30 protein-coding genes are annotated in these 17,379 nt (G+C 42.9%); all 30 read left to right on the forward strand.

Annotated elements, in window-relative coordinates; all coding sequences use genetic code 11:
- Positions 1-414 precede the first annotated feature (414 nt).
- The 30 genes from rpsJ to rplQ all read left to right on the forward strand — a co-directional run bounded on the left by rpsJ (position 415) and on the right by rplQ (position 17,283).
- Entirely contained in the window at positions 415-720 is a 306-nt protein-coding gene (rpsJ, locus tag GO495_RS08430; RefSeq protein WP_012789286.1) for a 30S ribosomal protein S10, read from the forward strand.
- Between the two features lie 218 nt (positions 721-938).
- On the forward strand, positions 939-1,556 hold the full coding sequence (gene rplC / locus GO495_RS08435; protein ID WP_089782467.1) for a 50S ribosomal protein L3: 618 nt from the start codon (positions 939-941) through the stop codon (positions 1,554-1,556).
- Between the two features lies 1 nt (position 1,557).
- On the forward strand, positions 1,558-2,196 hold the full coding sequence (gene rplD / locus GO495_RS08440) for a 50S ribosomal protein L4 (protein ID WP_089782468.1): 639 nt from the start codon (positions 1,558-1,560) through the stop codon (positions 2,194-2,196).
- A gap of 51 nt (positions 2,197-2,247) precedes the next feature.
- On the forward strand, positions 2,248-2,547 hold the full coding sequence (gene rplW, locus GO495_RS08445; protein ID WP_089782469.1) for a 50S ribosomal protein L23: 300 nt from the start codon (positions 2,248-2,250) through the stop codon (positions 2,545-2,547).
- A gap of 86 nt (positions 2,548-2,633) precedes the next feature.
- Positions 2,634-3,467 carry a 50S ribosomal protein L2 gene (gene rplB / locus GO495_RS08450; protein ID WP_089782470.1) on the forward strand — a complete coding sequence of 278 codons (834 nt, stop codon included), beginning with the start codon at positions 2,634-2,636 and terminating at the stop codon, positions 3,465-3,467.
- Between the two features lie 86 nt (positions 3,468-3,553).
- On the forward strand, positions 3,554-3,820 hold the full coding sequence (gene rpsS, locus GO495_RS08455) for a 30S ribosomal protein S19 (protein ID WP_089782471.1): 267 nt from the start codon (positions 3,554-3,556) through the stop codon (positions 3,818-3,820).
- A gap of 92 nt (positions 3,821-3,912) precedes the next feature.
- Positions 3,913-4,269 carry a 50S ribosomal protein L22 gene (gene rplV, locus GO495_RS08460; RefSeq protein WP_089782472.1) on the forward strand — a complete coding sequence of 119 codons (357 nt, stop codon included), beginning with the start codon at positions 3,913-3,915 and terminating at the stop codon, positions 4,267-4,269.
- A 45-nt stretch (positions 4,270-4,314) separates the two neighbouring features.
- Positions 4,315-5,133, forward strand: coding sequence for a 30S ribosomal protein S3 (gene rpsC / locus GO495_RS08465; protein WP_157299273.1), 819 nt, complete (start codon positions 4,315-4,317; stop codon positions 5,131-5,133).
- 41 nt (positions 5,134-5,174) lie between these two features.
- Positions 5,175-5,594, forward strand: a complete 420-nt coding sequence (gene rplP / locus GO495_RS08470) for a 50S ribosomal protein L16 (RefSeq protein WP_089782474.1) — start codon at positions 5,175-5,177, stop codon at positions 5,592-5,594.
- Positions 5,595-5,663: 69 nt separating this feature from the next.
- Entirely contained in the window at positions 5,664-5,864 is a 201-nt protein-coding gene (rpmC, locus tag GO495_RS08475; protein WP_089782475.1) for a 50S ribosomal protein L29, read from the forward strand.
- Positions 5,865-5,942: 78 nt separating this feature from the next.
- The gene (rpsQ, locus tag GO495_RS08480; RefSeq protein WP_157299274.1) at positions 5,943-6,200 is read left to right on the forward strand and encodes a 30S ribosomal protein S17; all 258 of its coding nucleotides are present in this window, start codon (positions 5,943-5,945) and stop codon (positions 6,198-6,200) included.
- A 73-nt stretch (positions 6,201-6,273) separates the two neighbouring features.
- Positions 6,274-6,642: a 50S ribosomal protein L14 gene (gene rplN / locus GO495_RS08485; protein ID WP_089782476.1), complete on the forward strand. Its 369-nt coding sequence runs from the start codon at positions 6,274-6,276 to the stop codon at positions 6,640-6,642.
- A gap of 171 nt (positions 6,643-6,813) precedes the next feature.
- The gene (gene rplX, locus GO495_RS08490; RefSeq protein ID WP_089782477.1) at positions 6,814-7,152 is read left to right on the forward strand and encodes a 50S ribosomal protein L24; all 339 of its coding nucleotides are present in this window, start codon (positions 6,814-6,816) and stop codon (positions 7,150-7,152) included.
- Entirely contained in the window at positions 7,152-7,733 is a 582-nt protein-coding gene (rplE, locus tag GO495_RS08495; RefSeq protein WP_157299275.1) for a 50S ribosomal protein L5, read from the forward strand. The genes rplX and rplE overlap by 1 nt, the downstream gene beginning before the upstream one ends.
- 77 nt (positions 7,734-7,810) lie before the next feature.
- Positions 7,811-8,080, forward strand: coding sequence for a 30S ribosomal protein S14 (gene rpsN, locus GO495_RS08500; protein WP_089783686.1), 270 nt, complete (start codon positions 7,811-7,813; stop codon positions 8,078-8,080).
- 112 nt (positions 8,081-8,192) lie between these two features.
- Complete coding sequence (rpsH, locus tag GO495_RS08505; RefSeq protein ID WP_089782479.1) at positions 8,193-8,591, forward strand: 30S ribosomal protein S8; 399 nt, start codon at positions 8,193-8,195, stop codon at positions 8,589-8,591.
- Positions 8,592-8,708: 117 nt separating this feature from the next.
- On the forward strand, positions 8,709-9,266 hold the full coding sequence (gene rplF / locus GO495_RS08510) for a 50S ribosomal protein L6 (RefSeq protein WP_157299276.1): 558 nt from the start codon (positions 8,709-8,711) through the stop codon (positions 9,264-9,266).
- 85 nt (positions 9,267-9,351) lie between these two features.
- Positions 9,352-9,705 carry a 50S ribosomal protein L18 gene (rplR, locus tag GO495_RS08515; RefSeq protein ID WP_089783687.1) on the forward strand — a complete coding sequence of 118 codons (354 nt, stop codon included), beginning with the start codon at positions 9,352-9,354 and terminating at the stop codon, positions 9,703-9,705.
- A 37-nt stretch (positions 9,706-9,742) separates the two neighbouring features.
- Positions 9,743-10,261: a 30S ribosomal protein S5 gene (gene rpsE, locus GO495_RS08520; protein WP_089782481.1), complete on the forward strand. Its 519-nt coding sequence runs from the start codon at positions 9,743-9,745 to the stop codon at positions 10,259-10,261.
- A 30-nt stretch (positions 10,262-10,291) separates the two neighbouring features.
- The gene (gene rpmD, locus GO495_RS08525) at positions 10,292-10,477 is read left to right on the forward strand and encodes a 50S ribosomal protein L30 (RefSeq protein WP_089782482.1); all 186 of its coding nucleotides are present in this window, start codon (positions 10,292-10,294) and stop codon (positions 10,475-10,477) included.
- A gap of 108 nt (positions 10,478-10,585) precedes the next feature.
- Positions 10,586-11,032: a 50S ribosomal protein L15 gene (gene rplO, locus GO495_RS08530; protein WP_089782483.1), complete on the forward strand. Its 447-nt coding sequence runs from the start codon at positions 10,586-10,588 to the stop codon at positions 11,030-11,032.
- A 73-nt stretch (positions 11,033-11,105) separates the two neighbouring features.
- Complete coding sequence (secY, locus tag GO495_RS08535) at positions 11,106-12,446, forward strand: preprotein translocase subunit SecY (RefSeq protein WP_338075384.1); 1,341 nt, start codon at positions 11,106-11,108, stop codon at positions 12,444-12,446.
- A 152-nt stretch (positions 12,447-12,598) separates the two neighbouring features.
- On the forward strand, positions 12,599-13,399 hold the full coding sequence (gene map, locus GO495_RS08540) for a type I methionyl aminopeptidase (protein WP_157299277.1): 801 nt from the start codon (positions 12,599-12,601) through the stop codon (positions 13,397-13,399).
- Positions 13,400-13,513: 114 nt separating this feature from the next.
- Entirely contained in the window at positions 13,514-13,732 is a 219-nt protein-coding gene (gene infA / locus GO495_RS08545; protein WP_012789309.1) for a translation initiation factor IF-1, read from the forward strand.
- Positions 13,733-13,760: 28 nt separating this feature from the next.
- Positions 13,761-13,877, forward strand: coding sequence for a 50S ribosomal protein L36 (gene rpmJ / locus GO495_RS08550; RefSeq protein WP_089782486.1), 117 nt, complete (start codon positions 13,761-13,763; stop codon positions 13,875-13,877).
- A 36-nt stretch (positions 13,878-13,913) separates the two neighbouring features.
- Positions 13,914-14,294 carry a 30S ribosomal protein S13 gene (gene rpsM / locus GO495_RS08555; RefSeq protein WP_089782487.1) on the forward strand — a complete coding sequence of 127 codons (381 nt, stop codon included), beginning with the start codon at positions 13,914-13,916 and terminating at the stop codon, positions 14,292-14,294.
- 92 nt (positions 14,295-14,386) lie between these two features.
- On the forward strand, positions 14,387-14,788 hold the full coding sequence (gene rpsK / locus GO495_RS08560; RefSeq protein ID WP_089782488.1) for a 30S ribosomal protein S11: 402 nt from the start codon (positions 14,387-14,389) through the stop codon (positions 14,786-14,788).
- A 165-nt stretch (positions 14,789-14,953) separates the two neighbouring features.
- Positions 14,954-15,559, forward strand: a complete 606-nt coding sequence (rpsD, locus tag GO495_RS08565) for a 30S ribosomal protein S4 (RefSeq protein WP_089782489.1) — start codon at positions 14,954-14,956, stop codon at positions 15,557-15,559.
- A 125-nt stretch (positions 15,560-15,684) separates the two neighbouring features.
- Positions 15,685-16,680 (forward strand): DNA-directed RNA polymerase subunit alpha, encoded by a 996-nt coding sequence (locus GO495_RS08570; RefSeq protein WP_089782490.1) that lies wholly within the window; start codon positions 15,685-15,687, stop codon positions 16,678-16,680.
- A 120-nt stretch (positions 16,681-16,800) separates the two neighbouring features.
- Entirely contained in the window at positions 16,801-17,283 is a 483-nt protein-coding gene (gene rplQ, locus GO495_RS08575) for a 50S ribosomal protein L17 (RefSeq protein ID WP_089782491.1), read from the forward strand.
- Positions 17,284-17,379 lie beyond the last annotated feature (96 nt).

The following is a 17,379-nucleotide window of genomic DNA, read 5'->3' on the forward strand; positions in this document are numbered from 1 at the left end:
CGAAAACCAAGTAACAGAGTAGGCATTAACCTCATGAACAGCCTTTCGAAAACAACTATGGATTTATTTGACCAGGTATTGGCTTAGTTTCAGACTTGCTGAATTTTCTGCCGGGCGGGTTACCCGGTTGAACATTTTCAGGAATGAAACTATTGCTTATTGCATTCCCAGACAGAGCAGGCCACCGGTTTCCGGTGGCCTGCTTTTTTTGACCTGAAGCAGTAGGGTAAAGATTCGTTAGGACTTGACTATCAATAGATGTATAAGAGGTAATTTTACAGGTTATGGGCATAATATCCTCAACCATTGTGGAGATCTCACTATTTTTTCCACAATTTATTTGTGAAATAAAAAAAACGGGTTACCTTTGCCCTCCCAAATTGTAAATGGGAAAAAAGAAGAAGTTCATTGCATATGTCTCAGAGAATTAGAATCAAGCTGAAGTCCTACGATCATAATCTGGTAGATAAATCTGCTGAGAAGATCGTTAAAACCGTGAGGAACACGGGCGCCGTGGTAACAGGTCCAATACCTTTACCAACTGAAAAGAAAATTTTTACGGTGTTACGTTCACCACACGTGAACAAGAAAGCACGTGAGCAGTTCCAGTTGTGTACGCACAAGCGTTTGCTGGATATCTACACTTCTTCTTCAAGGACTGTAGACGCGTTGAGCAAGCTGGATTTACCTTCCGGTGTGGAAGTTGAAATTAAGGCGTAGTACATCTGCAGGTGGGCGAAAGGCCTGCCTTGTTTGATATAATATGACTTGTTGTTTCCTGGTTATAAGGCTTCGGCCGGATAGCCAATAGGGGAAATAACACCCGCAACAAACACATACAGGTCACACCTTCTGGGTGGCCGCCCAATAAAGCATTTAAACCGCCCATCCTGAGGATAGCTGGAAATCCCTCAGGCGCTGGGTAAAATATATATAAAATGAAAGGTATTATTGGTAAAAAGATCGGCATGACCAGTATCTTCGAGCCTAATGGAAAGCAAACTGCTTGTACCATTATCGAAGCTGGTCCTAACGTTGTAACTCAGGTTAAAGATGTAACCACAGATGGGTACAACGCTATTCAGGTAGCATTTGGTGAAAAGAAACCAAAAAACACTACCAAAGCAGAAACAAATCACTTCGCGAAAGCAAGCACCTCCCCCAAAAGATTTGTAAAAGAGTTCCGCAACCCGGACGTACAAAAAGCCCTCGGTGAAACCATCACCACAGATATATTTACAGAAGGCGAAACAATCGAAGTAGTAGGTACCTCTAAAGGTAAAGGTTTCCAGGGTGTTGTAAAACGTCATGGATTCTCCGGTGTTGGTGAAGCTACACACGGTCAGCACGATAGAAGCAGAGCTCCCGGTTCTGTTGGTGGTTCATCTTATCCTTCCCGCGTTTTCAAGGGTATGCGTATGGCAGGCCAGACTGGTAACGAACAAGTGAAAGTGAAAGGTCTGAAAATACTGAAGATATTCCCTGAAAAGAATTATATCCTGGTAAGTGGTTCCGTTCCCGGCCACAATGGTTCAATCGTTTTAATCCAGAAGTAACATGCAAGTAGATATTCTAAATATAGAAGGTAAGAAAACCGGAAGATCTATTGAGCTTCCCGAAGAAATTTTCGGTGTAGAGCCCAATAATCACGTGATTTACCTGGCTGTAAAGCAATACCTCGCCGCTCAGCGTCAGGGTACCCACAAGGTAAAGACAAGAGCTGAGGTGAAAGGTGCTTCCCGCAAATTACACAAACAGAAAGGTACTGGTGGTGCACGTAAAGGTAATATCCGTAACCCTTTGTACAAGGGTGGTGGTACTATCTTCGGACCAAAACCACACAGATACGACATTAAGCTGAACAGAAAAGTAAAAGATCTCGCTAAGATCTCTGCTCTCTCTATCAAGGCTAAGGAAAACAATATCATCATTCTTGAGGACGTAAACTTCGATACCCCTAAAACTAAACAGTTTGCTGGTATCCTGAACAGTCTGAAAGTAAATGTAAATGGCCGTAAAACTTTAGTTATTCTGCCAGAATACAATGATAATGTATACCTGTCCCTGAGGAACCTGCCTTCTGTTGACAGCGTAATGCTCAGCGATATCAATACTTATGATATCATGAACAGCAATACCCTGGTATTCACAGAAAGCGCTGCTAAAATCTTCACAGAGGAACCGGTAGAAGCTTAATCAAATTACAAACACAGGTTGTGGCCCATGCCGCAGCTCAAAGCATAAAAGATGAAACTTTCAGACGTTTTAATCAAACCGGTGGTAAGTGAAAAGGTGAACAAAGCCACTGATAAATTCAACCGCTACTACTTTATAGTAGATAAGAAATCCAACAAACTGGAGATCAAGAAAGCAGTGGAAGAATTTTACGGTGTTGCCGTAGCAGATGTGAACACTGCCGTAATGCCAGGTAAAAGCAAATTCCGCTTTACCAAAGCAGGTTTCATAGCTGGTAAAAAACCTGCTTACAAAAAAGCAGTGGTAACACTGGCCCCAGGAGAAACTATAGATCTGTATGCTAACATATAGTGCTCATTCCTGCTAACCGCAGGATGATGGATGTATATACAGATCACTTTTTATAAACAGAAACTAGTTAAACAAGACACTAGATCATGGCACTGAAGAAATACAAACCGATGACAGCCGGTACCCGTTGGAAAATAGGCAACGCGTACGCAGAGCTTACCTCGGATACCCCTGAAAAAAGTCTGCTGGAGCCTATCTCCAAAAGTGGTGGTAGGAACGCACAGGGTAGAAGGTCTATGAGATACATAGGTGGTGGTCACAAACAACACTACCGTATCATCGACTTCAAACGCGACAAACACTCTATTCCTGCTACTGTTAAGAGCATCGAATACGATCCAAACCGTAGCGCATTCATCGCTCTGCTGAACTATGCAGATGGTGAAAAACGTTACATCCTTGCTCCGCAGGGCCTGCAGGTAGGCGCTACTGTATTAAGTGGCCCTGATGCACCTCCGGAAGTAGGTAACTGCCTGGTATTAAGAAATATGCCTTTAGGTACAGTTGTACATAATATCGAACTGCAGCCTGGTAAAGGTGGTGCAATCGCTCGTAGCGCCGGTACTTATGCACAGATGTCCAACAAGGAGGAAAAATATGCTACCCTGAAAATGCCTTCCGGTGAACTGCGTAAAGTGTTGATCACTTGCTCTGCGACTGTAGGTACTGTTTCTAACTCGGATCACGCATTACAGTCTATCGGTAAAGCAGGTGCTAACCGTTGGAGAGGTATCCGCCCACGTACCCGTGGTGTTGCGATGAACCCTGTAGATCACCCGATGGGTGGTGGTGAAGGTAAATCTTCCGGCGGTCACCCAAGATCAAGATCAGGTAAATATGCGAAAGGTCTGAAAACCAGAAAATCGCAGAAGAGCTCTGATAAACTGATCATCAGCAGGAAAAACGGCAAGAAATTATAAAACTTAACGCTTTACTAGTTCCGCCTTACGCAGAGACGCTTTATGCGGAACTTGTATAGCGGAACCTGGAATAAAAACAACAAGATATGGGTCGTTCCATTAAAAAAGGTCCTTACGTTGACCAGAAATTAGAGCAGAAAGTAGAAAAAATGAATGAAGGTGCGAAGCGTACAGTTATAAAAACCTGGAGCCGCCGTTCTACAATCACGCCTGATTTCGTAGGCCATACTTTTGCGGTACACAATGGTAACAAGTTCATCCCGGTATACGTTACTGAGTTTATGGTTGGCCATAAACTGGGAGAATTTGCACCTACCCGCAACTTTAAAGGACACGCTAACAAGAAAATGTAGTAATTCGTTTGGAGTTTAAAAGTTAGAGGGTTTGACGTAGTACAACCTCGAACCCCCAAACTTCGAACCTCAAACATCAAATAATAAAGACAATGGAAGCAGTAGCTAAGCTTAGAAATAATCCTACATCGCCTCGCAAAATGCGCTTGCTGGCAGACCTGATCCGTGGTCTCGATGTAGAAAAGGCTTTGAATATTTTGAAGTTCCATGCAAAGCACTCAAGTGTACCACTGGAAAAACTGCTGGTATCTGCAATCGCTAACTGGAAACTGAAAAACGAAGGTACCAGGGTAGAAGATGCTAACCTGACAGTTAAAACCGTCTTCGTTGATGGTGGCCGTACTCTCAAAAGAATGCGTCCAGCTCCACAGGGTAGAGGTTACCGTATCCGCAAGAGAAGTAACCACGTAACAATTGTTGTGGACAGCAAAGTGGTGGCAGCAAAATAAAAGGAACTAAAAACTATTAATCTAATAGACAAATAAACCAGGAACATGGGTCAGAAAACAAATCCTATTGGTAACAGGTTAGGTATCATCAAAGGATGGGACTCTAATTGGTATGGCAGCAAAAAGGATTATCCTGTCAAACTGATCGAAGATAACAAGATCAGAACTTACCTGAGCGCCCGTATCAATAAAGGCGGTATCTCTCGTGTAGTAATTGAAAGAACATTAGGAAAGCTGATCATCACCATCCATACATCTAAACCTGGTATCATCATAGGTAAAGGCGGTGGAGAGGTTGATCGTATCAAGGAAGAGCTGAAGAAGCTGACTAGCAAAGAAGATGTTCAGATAAACATTCTTGAAATTCGTCGTCCGGAAATAGATGCTAACATCGTTGCTGAAACAATCGCTAAGCAGATCGAAAGCCGTATCAACTACAAACGTGCTATAAAGATGGCTATCGCCACTGCTTTAAGAATGGGTGCAGAAGGTATCAAGGTTAAAGTTGGTGGTCGTCTGGGTGGTGCTGAAATCGCTCGTTCAGAAGAAATGAAACAAGGTCGCGTACCTTTGCACACTTTCCGTATGGACATCGACTACGCTTCTATCTTCGCCTTAACCGTTTACGGTAAGATAGGTATCAAAGTATGGATCTGTAAAGGTGAAGTACTGGGCGAACGTGATCTGAACCCTAACGCAGTTGCCGGTAAAGATGGCGAAGGTCGTACAGGCGGTGGAAACCGTGGTGGCGAAAGAGGTGGTGAACATCGTGGCGGCGGAGAAAGAAGAGATAACAACCGTGGTGGCGGAGAGAGAAGAGGTGGTGGAAATAGCGGTGGTGGTGACCGTGGTGGCCGTAGATAGTCTTACTTAACAATTAACATTAACAATTAACTAATACCGAGATGTTACAGCCAAAGAGAACGAAACACAGGAAGATGCACAAAGGCCGCATCAAAGGTAATGCGAAGCGTGGTGCTGCGCTGTCCTTTGGTACTTTCGGCCTCAAAGCAATGGAACCTAAGTGGATCACTGACCGGCAGATTGAAGCTGCCAGGGTGGCTCTGACCAGGCATATGAAGCGTGAAGGTAACGTGTGGATACGTATTTTCCCTGATAAGTCTATTACCGCCAAACCACTTGAAGTGAGGATGGGTAAAGGTAAAGGTGCTCCAGATCATTGGGCTGCCGTAGTAAAACCAGGCCGTATCTTATTCGAAGCGGATGGCGTGTCTATGCAGGTAGCTAAAGAAGCAATGGAACTGGCCGCTCAAAAGCTGCCTATTAAAGTGAAATTTGTAGTACGTCGCGATTACGTTGCATAATCCGGTAACGCAGAAATGCAAAACGGAAGTGATAAACTATAAACGATAAACCAGAAATTAAATATTACAATGGTAAAAGAAAAGCTGGATCTGAAAGGCCTGAGCGAACAGGACCTGAGAGCGAAAATCTCTGAGGAAGAGTTACGCCTGAAGAAAGTTACGTTCAGTCATGCAATTACGCCCATTGAGAATCCAATGAGCATCCGCTCACTCAGGCGTCAGATAGCACAGCTGAAAACTGAGCTGCGCAAAAGAGAACTGGGCTTTTAGAGCCTGAATACTATAAATATTCATTAATCCAATTCCGAAACATACCGGAAAAGGCTTGAAGAGTAAACACTTTCAACAATGATCGAAAGAAAATTACGAAAAATCAGAACTGGTGTTGTATCCAGCAACAAAATGGATAAAACCATCACCGTTAACGTTGAGCGTAAGGTGAAACACCCTATGTATGGTAAGTTCGTTAAGAAAACTACCAAATTCATGGCGCATGACGATAAAAACGAGTGCAGTATCGGCGATACCGTTAAAATAATGGAAGTTCGCCCTCTGAGCAAAAACAAATGCTGGAGACTGGTTGAGGTTATCGAAAAAGTAAAATAATCTATTTGTTTCAAGCTACACTCGGCATCCCCGGGTATAGCCGCTGATTAAACAACTAACAAATTCATTACGAATGATACAACAAGAATCAAGGCTGAATGTAGCTGATAACAGCGGTGCCAAAGAGGTGCTGTGTATTAGGGTATTAGGCAACTCCGGCCAGGACTATGCAAAAGTGGGCGATAGAATCGTAGTAACAGTGAAAGATGCAATCCCGGGCGGTGGCGTAAAGAAAGGTATGGTTACCAAAGCTGTTATTGTAAGAACTAAAAACAAGCTGCGCCGTAAAGACGGATCCTATATCCGCTTCGACGATAACGCCGTTGTATTGCTGAACAACTCTGACGAGCCACGCGGTACCCGTATTTTCGGACCAGTTGCCCGTGAGCTGCGCGATAAGGGATACATGAAGATTATCTCTCTGGCTCCCGAGGTGCTGTAATCAAAGACACTACAGAAAGGCAAAAAGTAAAAAGTAAAGGGCTCGAAACGGCAGAATATTTTACTTTTTAATTTTTGCTTTTTTCTTTTTATCTTTGCAGCCCGTTTCAAAAACGACAATATTAATCAAGCGAAACCAGTGTTTCGCTTGGCGTTTATAAATAAACAAATAATGAAAACGAGATTCAAGCCTAAGTTCAACATTAAGAAAGGCGACACGGTAGTGGTGATTGCCGGTGATGACAAGGACAGAACCAAGCCCCGTCAGGTGCTTGAAGTAATTCCTGACAAGGCACGCATACTGGTTGAAGGTGTTAACATCATCACCAAGCATACCAAACCAACCGCTCAGAATACCAAAGGTGGTATAGTTAAGCAGGAAGCTCCTATCGCTATCTCTAACGTAATGTTATGGGATGCTAAAGCAGGTAAGGCTACCAGGGTTAACAGACAGCGTGATAACGGTAAATTAGTTCGTATAGCTAAAAAATCAGGGGAGGTAATTAAATAATGGCAAACACTACATATACACCCAGACTACAAACAAAATACCACGATGAAGTGGTTGGAACTCTGCACAAGAAGTTCAACTATAAATCAGTTATGCAGGTGCCTCGCCTGGTAAAGATCTGTCTGAACCAAGGTATCAATGGTGCTGTAGGTGATAAGAAACTGGTAGATATTGCTGTGGACGAAATGACCCGTATCTCCGGTCAGAAAGCGATCGCTACAATGTCTAAGAAAGATATCTCTAACTTCAAGTTGAGAAAAAACATGCCTATCGGCGCTCGTGTTACCTTACGCAGCACCAATATGTATGATTTCCTGGATCGCCTGATTGCAGTTTCCCTGCCTCGCGTACGTGACTTCAAAGGCGTGAATGAAAAAGCTTTCGATGGCCGCGGTAACTATACCCTGGGTATCACCGAGCAGATCATTTTCCCTGAAATCGATATCGATAAAGTAACTAAGATTTCCGGTATGGATATTACCTTCGTTACTACGGCTAAAACCAACGAAGAAGCTTATGAGCTCCTGAAAGAACTTGGTATGCCGTTCAAGAACATGAAGAAAGATACTCAGGAAAACTAATCATACTGATATCAAATTCCAAACCTTCACAGGATTTGGAATTTGAACTTTTTATAAACTGGAATTTTAAACTCATTATGGCAAAAGAATCCGTAAAAGCTCGCCAAAGAAAGAGAGAAGCTATGGTTGCTAAATTCGCAGAAAAACGTGCTACCCTCAAAGCTGAAGGTAACTACGCAGCTCTGGACTTGCTTCCTAAAAATGCATCTCCCGTTCGCCTGCATAACAGGTGTCAGCTGACCGGCCGTCCAAAAGGTTACATGCGTCACTTCGGTATGTGTCGTAACATTTTCCGCGACCTGGCACTGGCTGGTAAAATACCCGGCGTTAGAAAAGCTAGCTGGTAAGCCGATCGCTCCCCGGAATAACTCCGGCCGGCATCGCAAAATTTTGAATTGATTTTCCCATCTATTACTGATTGGATATCGCATTGTAAACAGTTTTTAAATTTTAAGAACAATGGTTACTGATCCAATAGCAGACTTCCTGACAAGAATCCGGAACGCGCAAATGGCCAACCACAGGATTGTAGAAATTCCTGCCTCCAAACTGAAGAAACGTATCACAGAAATTCTGTACGACAAAGGTTATATCCTGAAGTACAAATTCGAAGAAGATACTAAACAGGGGCTTATCAAAATAGCTCTGAAGTATGACCCGCAAACCAAAATACCTGCTATCACTGATCTGCAGCGTATCAGCCGTCCGGGCTTACGTCAATACTCCAAACCTGCCGACTTCAAACGTATCAAGAATGGTCTGGGTGTTGCAATCATCTCTACTTCTAAAGGCGTAATGACCGATAAAGAAGCGAAAACACAGAACGTAGGTGGCGAAGTAGTTTGCTTCATCTATTAATATATACGGATGAGTCTCTCATCCGACCAGCAAAATGGAACTCTGACAATTAAGCCTTCTATACGGAGCTGAACACGGAGAACCTGCTATTACAACATAACAGTAAAAACTGCAATTATGTCTCGTATAGGTAAAAGTCCTATCAAATTGGTAAGTGGTGTTACAGTTTCTGTAGCCCCAACTTCTAATGAACTGACTGTAAAAGGCCCTAAAGGTGAACTGAAAAGGATCATCGACAGGGATATCAAAATAGAAGTAAAAGACGATGTACTTACTGTAGTTCGTCCTACTGATCAGATCCGTCACCGCGCATTGCACGGTTTATACCGCGCACTGGTTGCCAACATGGTAACAGGTGTTACTGATGGTTTCAAAAAACAACTCGAACTGGTGGGTGTTGGTTACAAAGCCACAAACGCTGGTCAGCTGTTAGACCTTTCATTAGGTTACTCTCATAACATCGTTATCGAGATACCTAAAGAACTGAAAGTAGCTACCCTCACAGAAAAAGGTGCTAACCCTAAAATCATGCTGGAAGGAATCGACAACCAGCTGTTAGGTCAGGTTGCAGCTAAAATCCGTAGTCTGCGTAAACCAGAACCATACAAAGGTAAGGGGGTACGTTACAGCGATGAAGTGGTACGTAAGAAAGCAGGTAAGTCTGCAGGTAAATAATTTTAATTAGCTAACTGGTAGTAATATCAGTTAGCTAATTCAACAACGTTCCGGCAGTATCGGAATGATAAAAATAAACAGAGAAATGAGCACACAAATTAACAGGAGACAGAAGATCCGCTATCGCATCCGCAAGAAAATCGGCGGTAGTGCACAAAAGCCAAGATTATCTGTATTTCGCAGCAATAGCGATATTTACGTGCAATTGATAGATGATACCAATGGCGTAACACTGGCTTCCGCTTCTTCACGTGAAAAAGATATCGTAGCGCAGAAAGTACCCAAAATAGAAAAATCTAAATTGGTAGGTGCTGCATTAGCAACTAAAGCAAAAGCGCTGGGTATCACTACATGTACTTTTGACCGCGGTGGTTATCTGTACCATGGACGTGTAAAGAGTGTAGCAGATGGAGCCAGGGAAGGTGGTCTTCAATTCTAAATCGAAATTGATTAAATCGTAATTCGCAAATAATAAAATGGCAAAGAATACATTTAATAAAGTAAAAGCCGGTGACCTGGAGCTGAAAGAGAAGGTAGTGGCTATCAACCGTGTTACTAAAACAACCAAAGGCGGACGTACTTTCAGTTTTTCTGCCCTGGTAGTTGTTGGTAACGAACACGGTGTTGTTGGTCACGGTCTTGGTAAAGCTAAGGAAGTACAGGAAGCTATCACTAAAGGTATCGATGATGCTAAGAAAAATCTCATCAAAGTACCTGTAATGCATGGCACTATTCCTCACGACCAGTTAGCTAAAGAAGGTGCTGCTAAAGTACTGATAAAACCAGCTGCTCATGGTACCGGTGTAATCGCCGGAGGTTCAATGCGTGCTGTACTGGAAAGTGCAGGTATCACTGACGTATTGGCTAAATCTCTTGGTTCTGCTAACCCGCACAACGTGGTTAAAGCTACTTTCAAAGCTTTAGGCCTGCTGCGCGAACCTTTACAGGTAGCAAGAACAAGAAGTGTGTCTCTGAAGAAAGTATTTAACGGTTAATAACGCGCGTTAAGCGAAATTCATATAACAATGGCAAAGATCAAGATCACTCAGGTAAAAAGTGGTATAGACCGTTCAGAACGTCAGAAGCTTACGCTTAAAGCGCTGGGCCTGAAAAAAATGAACGCCACTGTAGAAGTGGAAGCTACTCCCCAGATTCTGGGTATGGTACGCAAAGTAGATCATCTGGTAAAAGTTGATGGAGCCAAGGCGTAATATCTTTTATTACCCGGGAAATAATCATACTTTTATACTGAAGATTTAAGAAGAACATTTATATTTAAAGCGAGCGGGTAATTTCCGCGTAAGTAAAAAGAATTAATTATGAATCTGCATACGTTACAGCCTGCACAAGGTTCCGTACATAAAGAGAAACGCCTTGGTCGTGGTGAAGCATCCGGTAAGGGTGGTACCGCTACAAAAGGTAATAAAGGTGGACAATCACGCGCTGGTTACAGCAGTAAAAGAGGTCACGAAGGTGGACAGATGCCAATCCAGCGTCGTATGCCTAAACGTGGTTTCAAAAGCCTGAACCGTGTTGAATACCAGGTATTTAACATCGGTGAGCTTGATCACTTAGTGGAAAAATTCAGCCTGACTGACTTCTCTGTGGAAAATCTTTACATGAACGGTCTTATCAACAAGACTGCTAAAGTAAAAATCTTAGGTCACGGAGAACTGAAAGCCAAAGTAACCGCGAAAGTAAATGCCATCAGCGAAAAAGCTAAGCAATTAATCGAATCTGCGGGTGGAACTGTAGAGTTGGTATAAGATTTCACGACTGAGGAGACGCCTACGAAGTAGTGCGTCTTTTCATATTTTAGATATTAAATATTCTCTTCCTGTGAAGAAATTTATCGAAACGATTAAGAATATCTGGAGCATCGAGGATTTGCGTAGCAGAATCCTCACTACCTTGCTTCTTGTCCTAATTTATCGTGTAGGATCCTATATCGTGTTACCCGGTATCGATGCCAACCTATTGCACCAGTTCTCTGAAAAATCTAATCAGGGTATTCTCGGACTGTTCAACATGTTTGCCGGTGGTTCGTTTTCCAGAGCTTCTATCTTTGCTCTCGGAATCATGCCTTTCATTTCTGCGTCTATTGCAATACAGCTGCTGACCATCGCAGTGCCGTATTTCCAGAAACTGCAGAAAGAAGGTGAAAGCGGCCGGAAAAAAATCAACCAGTTTACCCGTATACTCACCGTTGTAGTTACAGGTTTCCAGGCAAGTGCTTACGTGGCGTTCCTGAAAAACCAGTCCAGCGGTGCTATCATAGCTGAATACGGTACCTTCTTCTTCTGGTTAACTACCACCATCGTCCTTACAGCAGGTACCCTGTTCGTAATGTGGCTGGGTGAAAAAATCACGGATAAAGGTATTGGTAACGGTACATCTATCATCATCATGGTTGGAATCCTGGCGCGTCTCCCCCAGGCGCTTATTCAGGAGTTCACATCCAGAACTACAGAAGCCGGTGGCGGTCTGTTGGTGTTCCTGATAGAACTGGCTGTTTTCATATTCATCACTATAGGACTGATCCTGCTGGTTCAGGGTACTCGTAAGGTACCTGTGAATTATGCAAAACGTATAGTAGGAAACAAACAATTTGGTGGTGTTCGCCAGTTCATCCCCTTAAAGGTGAATGCAGCGGGCGTTATGCCTATCATCTTTGCCCAGGCAATTATGTTTATTCCTGCAACTGCCATCGGATTCGCAACCTCTGACAGTGCATCAGGTTTCATTCGCATCTTCAGTGATCATACGAACGGCTGGTATAATGTAATCTATGCAGTACTGGTGATCGTCTTCACATACTTTTACACTGCGTTGATCTTTAACCCAACTCAGATGGCAGATGAAATGAAACGTAACAACGGTTTCGTACCAGGTGTTAAGCCAGGTAAGGCGACAGCTGATTACATCGGTGCTGTGATGGACCGCATCACTTTACCGGGAGCATTCTTCCTGGCAATGGTGGGTATCCTGCCTGGTGTTGCTGCTGCTGTACATATCAATAGCAACTTTGCTTCTTTCTTCGGTGGTACCTCCCTCCTGATCATGGTAGGTGTTATCCTCGATACATTGCAGCAAATTGAAAGCCAACTCCTCATGCGCCACTATGATGGTCTGATGAGTACAGGCAGAATCAAGGGCAGAACAGCCCCTGCTAACGTCTAGTTGATTTCGGCTACTTTAAAATAAAGCCACAGAAGCATAAAGCCAACAGCGGGGAAAGCCTTTCTGCAGGATTTATGCTTTAGTGGCTTAACTTTTTAATATAACTGCGGCGCATACTTCGCAATTAAACTTTTCCAACCCGTTTTTAAACTATGGTGCATTACAAAACTAAGGATGAAATTGAGCTGATGCGCAAAAGCGCATTATTGGTTAGTGCTACATTAGAAGAAGTAGCCAGTAAATTAAAACCGGGAATGAGTACGCTGGAAGTTGATGAAATAGCGGAAAAGTTTATCCTGGCAAATGGCGCCACCCCGTCTTTCAAAAACTATAAAGGCTTCCCTAACAGCATCTGTGCTTCTGTTAACTCAGAAGTAGTGCATGGTATCCCTAATACGTACGTATTACAGGACGGAGACATTGTTAGTGTGGACGTTGGCGTATTCCTTAACGGCTTCCACGGAGACAGTGCTTATACATTTGCCATCGGCAATGTAAAACCCGAAATCCTGCAGCTGATGAAGGAAACCAAGGCTGCTCTTTATAAAGGGATAGAGAAAGCCATAGTGGGTAACCGCGTTGGCGATATCGGCAATGCCATTCAGGAGCACACAGAGAAGGAACGCGGCTACGGTGTAGTTCGCGAACTGGTAGGGCACGGCCTGGGTCGTAACCTGCATGAAGACCCTCAGGTGCCTAACTATGGCAAACGTGGTAGCGGTCCTATCATGAAAGAAGGATTGGTCATCGCGATTGAGCCTATGGTGAATCTGGGTGGCAGGGATGTAGAGTACCTGGAAGATGGCTGGACTGTCATCACCCGCGATGAGAAACCATCCGTTCATTTCGAACACACGGTGGCTATCATGAAAGGTAAGGCAGATGTACTTTCTTCTTTTGCAGGCATAGAAAAAGCAGAACAGAATAACCCTGCTTTAACCGCAAACTATTGATAATTAACACTATGGCTGCAATAGCAATCCCAGCCGAGATTAATTATTCACGTTTATTTTATTAATTTTATTTTTTCTTAAGATTTTGCTATCTTTGCAGTCCTAAAAATTTTTATGGCAAAACAGGCACTCATTAAACAGGATGGAATAATACTAGAAGCCTTGTCTAACGCTATGTTCCGGGTAAAACTGGAAAACGGACATGAGATATTGGCTACCATTTCTGGAAAAATGAGAATGCACTATATACGCATCCTGCCAGGCGATAAAGTGGGAGTGGAGATGAGTCCATACGATTTAAGCAGGGGAAGAATCATATTCAGATATAAATAATAACAAACAGAATTATAACTTATAACTTATGAGAGTTAGAGCTTCCATAAAAAAAAGAAGTGCAGATTGCAAGATTGTGCGCCGCCATGGAAAATTGTTGGTAATCAACAAGAAGAATCCCCGTTTTAAACAACGTCAGGGATAATCATTAATTAGTAATTAGTAAATCTAAAATACAAATATGGCACGTATAGCCGGTATAGATCTTCCTAAAAATAAAAGAGGAGTAATAGGCCTGACCTATATCTATGGTATTGGCCGTTCCCACGCCCAATATATCCTGGAAACAGCTAAAATCGACTTTAGCAAAAAGGTTAAGGACTGGAATGATGATGAGCAGGGTGCTATCCGTAACATCATTAATGCTGAGTTCAAGGTTGAAGGTCAGCTGCGTTCTGAGATTCAGATGAATATCAAGCGTTTGCTGGATATCGCCTGCTATCGTGGTCTGCGTCACAGGAAGGGTTTACCATTAAGAGGTCAGCGTACACGTACCAACAGCCGTACCCGTAAAGGTAAGCGTAAGACGGTTGCAGGTAAGAAAAAGGCGCCGAAGAAATAAACTTGATATTACAAATAACAAGTTCCTGTTTCCAATAGTCGTTTATATGACAAGCGGAAGTTGGAACCTGGAACCTGGAATTTTATATAATTATGGCAAAAGCAACAAATCAAAAAACTGCTGCTAGCAAAAAGAGGGTAGTTAAAGTAGATAACTACGGTGATGTTCACATCTCTGCTAGTTTCAATAACATTATCATCAGCATTACCAACAAACAGGGTCAGGTAATCTCCTGGTCTACTGCTGGTAAGATGGGTTTTAAAGGTTCTAAAAAGAACACTCCGTATGCTGCCCAGCTGGCTGCTTCTGATGCTGCTAAAACAGCGATCGATGCAGGTCTGAAAAGAGCAGATGTTTTTGTAAAAGGACCAGGTGCAGGTCGTGAAAGTGCTATCCGCGCTATCGCTAACTCCGGCATCGAGGTGAACATGATCAAAGACGTGACGCCTTTACCGCACAACGGTTGTCGTCCTCCAAAGAAGAGAAGAGTTTAGGAATTACACATAGAGTGGAATTTCGAAAGTTGAAAGTTGGAAGAAATTCTTCCCACTTACTGCTTTCGATTTTGCACTTTAACTTTAACATTAACAATGGGTGTATGATCAGGTTTAAGATTTTTTAAAGATCATACATCGCAACTAAAAAATCTGTTTAATAACATGGCAAGGTATACAGGGCCCAAGACAAGAATCTGCAGAATTTTCGGAGAACCAATTCTGGGTAACGGAAAGTATTTAGGTAAAAACAGCAATCCTCCCGGCCAGCACGGTGGAACCAAGAAGCGTAAGCAATTGGGAGAATATGCTCTTCAGTTACGTGAGAAACAAAAAGCGAAATACACTTATGGTGTATTAGAGCGCCAGTTCGCTAACCTGTTTGATGAAGCTACCCGTCGTAAAGGTGTTACCGGTGAAGTATTGATCAAATTACTGGAAGCTCGTCTGGATAACGCGGTATTCCGCTTAGGACTTGCTGCTTCTCGTCCTGCTGCGCGCCAGCTTGTATCTCATAAACATATTACAGTTAACGGTGAAGTAAACAATATCGCTTCTCATCAGCTGAAACCAGGTGATGTGATCGCTCTGAAACCTTCTGCTGCTGCAAATACTGCTATCACTAGCAACATTCGCGGTAAGAACCCCAAGTTCAGCTGGTTGGATTGGAATGAAAAAGAACTGAAAGGTGTTTTCATTGCATACCCTGAGAGAGAAAGTGTTCCTGAAAATATTAAGGAACAGCTGATCGTCGAATTGTACTCTAAATAATAATATGTCACTAGTCGTTAGTCATGGATCATTAGTAATCAGCGTAAATCAATTACGCCGGTCACTAATGATTGCATGTTAATGGCTATGGCTGTTTTACATAAACAATTAAACTTAGCATATCAATGGCAATTCTGAATTTCCAAAAGCCTGATAAGATCGTTTTGCAAAAGTCAACTGACTTTGAAGCTCAATTCGAATTCCGGCCATTAGAACCGGGTTATGGGGTGACCGTGGGTAACGCGCTTCGTCGTGTACTGCTGTCTTCTCTGGAGGGTTATGCCATTGTGGGAATAAAAATTGAAGGCGCAGATCATGAATTTGCTACTTTAAAAGGAATTACTGAAGACGTAACAGAAATTATCCTGAACCTTAAACAGGTTCGTTTCAAAAGGATAGTGGAAAATGAAGTAAGCAACGAAAAAATTCAGATTTCCATAAAAGGTAAAACAGAATTCCGTGCAGATCTGATCGAAAAAGCTACAAGTGCTTTCCAGATTATGAACCCTGAACTGTTGATCTGTACGCTTGATCCTTCCGCAAAGCTGGATATCGAGTTAACTATCGGTAAAGGCCGTGGTTATGTGCCTGCAGAAGAAAATAAGCCTAAAGATGCCGTTTTCGGTTATATAGCTATAGATTCTATCTTTACTCCCATCAAGAACGTAAAGTATAGCATCGAAAATACCCGCGTGGAACAAAAGACGGATTACGAGAAACTGATCATGGAAGTGATCACTGATGGTACGATCCACCCGGAAGAAGCTGTAAAACAGGCTTCCCGCATTCTGATACAACACCTTATGATCATCACTGATGAAAACATCAGCTTTGATACTAAGGACACTGAAAAAGAAGATGTTGTTGACGAACAAACCCTTCAGCTGCGCAAGATCCTGAAAACGCCGCTCGAAGATCTGGACCTGAGTGTTCGTGCTTTCAACTGTCTGAAAGCTGCGAAAATCAACTCTCTGAGCGAACTGGTACAGTACGAACAGGAAGAACTGATGAAATTCAGAAACTTTGGTCAGAAATCCCTGAGCGAAATCGAACAGGTTCTGAACGAAAGAGGTCTGCACTTCGGTATGGATCTGTCCAAACTGAAACTCGACGAAGAATAGTCACATATAAAAGCCGGAAACAGCGCTACCTCGTAGACTGTTGCCGGCTTTTACATTTATATTTAAACAAGTACCCTGTAATTCCTGACACGGTATAGGGGAAATCTAAAACAAATAGTCATGCGTCACGGAGTAAAATTAAACAAACTGAGCAGAACTTCTGCTCACCGTAAGGCCTTGTTATCTAACCTGGCTTGCGAACTGATCAGACACAAACGTATCAATACGACCCTTGCTAAAGCGAAGGCATTGCGCGTTTATGTTGAGCCTTTGCTCACAAGAGGAAAGACCGATTCTACCCACAACCGTAGAATTGTGTTCAGCTACCTGCAGGAAAAAGAAGCTATCAAGGAACTGTTTGGTCTTATCAGCGAAAAAATCGCAAACCGTCCAGGTGGTTACACCCGTATCATCAAGTTAGGCAAACGTGTTGGTGACAACGCAGAAGTTGCCCTGATTGAACTGGTTGACTTCAACGAAATCTATGGTGGTAAAGCAGAAAAAGAAGCTGCTCCTGCTAAGAAAACTCGTCGTGCCGGTGGTGCAAAGAAAAAAGCTGGTGAAGAAGGTACAGATGCAACTGAAGAAAAAGCAGCTGAATAGTAGTTTAGCACAGCTTAAACTTATAAAGAGGTCCCGGGATTATTTCCCGGGATTTTTTTATGTATGATAATCAGGTTCTTAAGTAAAAGAGGTATA

This window comes from Chitinophaga oryziterrae (assembly GCF_009758125.1).
Taxonomy (GTDB): Bacteria; Bacteroidota; Bacteroidia; order Chitinophagales; family Chitinophagaceae; genus Chitinophaga; species Chitinophaga oryziterrae.

What these genes read in the sequence shown, in the direction of transcription:
- rpsC (WP_157299273.1), top strand. Translation starts at nt 4,315, where the DNA reads ATGGGTCAGAAAACAAATCCTATTGGTAACAGGTTAGGTATCATCAAA.
- rplN (WP_089782476.1), top strand. Translation starts at nt 6,274, where the DNA reads ATGATACAACAAGAATCAAGGCTGAATGTAGCTGATAACAGCGGTGCC.
- rplX (WP_089782477.1), top strand. Translation starts at nt 6,814, where the DNA reads ATGAAAACGAGATTCAAGCCTAAGTTCAACATTAAGAAAGGCGACACG.
- rplR (WP_089783687.1), top strand. Translation starts at nt 9,352, where the DNA reads ATGAGCACACAAATTAACAGGAGACAGAAGATCCGCTATCGCATCCGC.
- infA (WP_012789309.1), top strand. Translation starts at nt 13,514, where the DNA reads ATGGCAAAACAGGCACTCATTAAACAGGATGGAATAATACTAGAAGCC.
- rplF (WP_157299276.1), top strand. Translation starts at nt 8,709, where the DNA reads ATGTCTCGTATAGGTAAAAGTCCTATCAAATTGGTAAGTGGTGTTACA.
- rplB (WP_089782470.1), top strand. Translation starts at nt 2,634, where the DNA reads ATGGCACTGAAGAAATACAAACCGATGACAGCCGGTACCCGTTGGAAA.
- rpsJ (WP_012789286.1), top strand. Translation starts at nt 415, where the DNA reads ATGTCTCAGAGAATTAGAATCAAGCTGAAGTCCTACGATCATAATCTG.
- rpsE (WP_089782481.1), top strand. Translation starts at nt 9,743, where the DNA reads ATGGCAAAGAATACATTTAATAAAGTAAAAGCCGGTGACCTGGAGCTG.
- rplW (WP_089782469.1), top strand. Translation starts at nt 2,248, where the DNA reads ATGAAACTTTCAGACGTTTTAATCAAACCGGTGGTAAGTGAAAAGGTG.
- rpsS (WP_089782471.1), top strand. Translation starts at nt 3,554, where the DNA reads ATGGGTCGTTCCATTAAAAAAGGTCCTTACGTTGACCAGAAATTAGAG.
- rpsH (WP_089782479.1), top strand. Translation starts at nt 8,193, where the DNA reads ATGGTTACTGATCCAATAGCAGACTTCCTGACAAGAATCCGGAACGCG.
- map (WP_157299277.1), top strand. Translation starts at nt 12,599, where the DNA reads ATGGTGCATTACAAAACTAAGGATGAAATTGAGCTGATGCGCAAAAGC.
- rpsQ (WP_157299274.1), top strand. Translation starts at nt 5,943, where the DNA reads ATGATCGAAAGAAAATTACGAAAAATCAGAACTGGTGTTGTATCCAGC.
- rpsM (WP_089782487.1), top strand. Translation starts at nt 13,914, where the DNA reads ATGGCACGTATAGCCGGTATAGATCTTCCTAAAAATAAAAGAGGAGTA.
- rplC (WP_089782467.1), top strand. Translation starts at nt 939, where the DNA reads ATGAAAGGTATTATTGGTAAAAAGATCGGCATGACCAGTATCTTCGAG.
- rplQ (WP_089782491.1), top strand. Translation starts at nt 16,801, where the DNA reads ATGCGTCACGGAGTAAAATTAAACAAACTGAGCAGAACTTCTGCTCAC.
- rplE (WP_157299275.1), top strand. Translation starts at nt 7,152, where the DNA reads ATGGCAAACACTACATATACACCCAGACTACAAACAAAATACCACGAT.
- rpsD (WP_089782489.1), top strand. Translation starts at nt 14,954, where the DNA reads ATGGCAAGGTATACAGGGCCCAAGACAAGAATCTGCAGAATTTTCGGA.
- rplO (WP_089782483.1), top strand. Translation starts at nt 10,586, where the DNA reads ATGAATCTGCATACGTTACAGCCTGCACAAGGTTCCGTACATAAAGAG.
- rpsN (WP_089783686.1), top strand. Translation starts at nt 7,811, where the DNA reads ATGGCAAAAGAATCCGTAAAAGCTCGCCAAAGAAAGAGAGAAGCTATG.
- GO495_RS08570 (WP_089782490.1), top strand. Translation starts at nt 15,685, where the DNA reads ATGGCAATTCTGAATTTCCAAAAGCCTGATAAGATCGTTTTGCAAAAG.
- rplD (WP_089782468.1), top strand. Translation starts at nt 1,558, where the DNA reads ATGCAAGTAGATATTCTAAATATAGAAGGTAAGAAAACCGGAAGATCT.
- rpsK (WP_089782488.1), top strand. Translation starts at nt 14,387, where the DNA reads ATGGCAAAAGCAACAAATCAAAAAACTGCTGCTAGCAAAAAGAGGGTA.
- rplV (WP_089782472.1), top strand. Translation starts at nt 3,913, where the DNA reads ATGGAAGCAGTAGCTAAGCTTAGAAATAATCCTACATCGCCTCGCAAA.
- rplP (WP_089782474.1), top strand. Translation starts at nt 5,175, where the DNA reads ATGTTACAGCCAAAGAGAACGAAACACAGGAAGATGCACAAAGGCCGC.
- rpmD (WP_089782482.1), top strand. Translation starts at nt 10,292, where the DNA reads ATGGCAAAGATCAAGATCACTCAGGTAAAAAGTGGTATAGACCGTTCA.
- rpmC (WP_089782475.1), top strand. Translation starts at nt 5,664, where the DNA reads ATGGTAAAAGAAAAGCTGGATCTGAAAGGCCTGAGCGAACAGGACCTG.
- rpmJ (WP_089782486.1), top strand. Translation starts at nt 13,761, where the DNA reads ATGAGAGTTAGAGCTTCCATAAAAAAAAGAAGTGCAGATTGCAAGATT.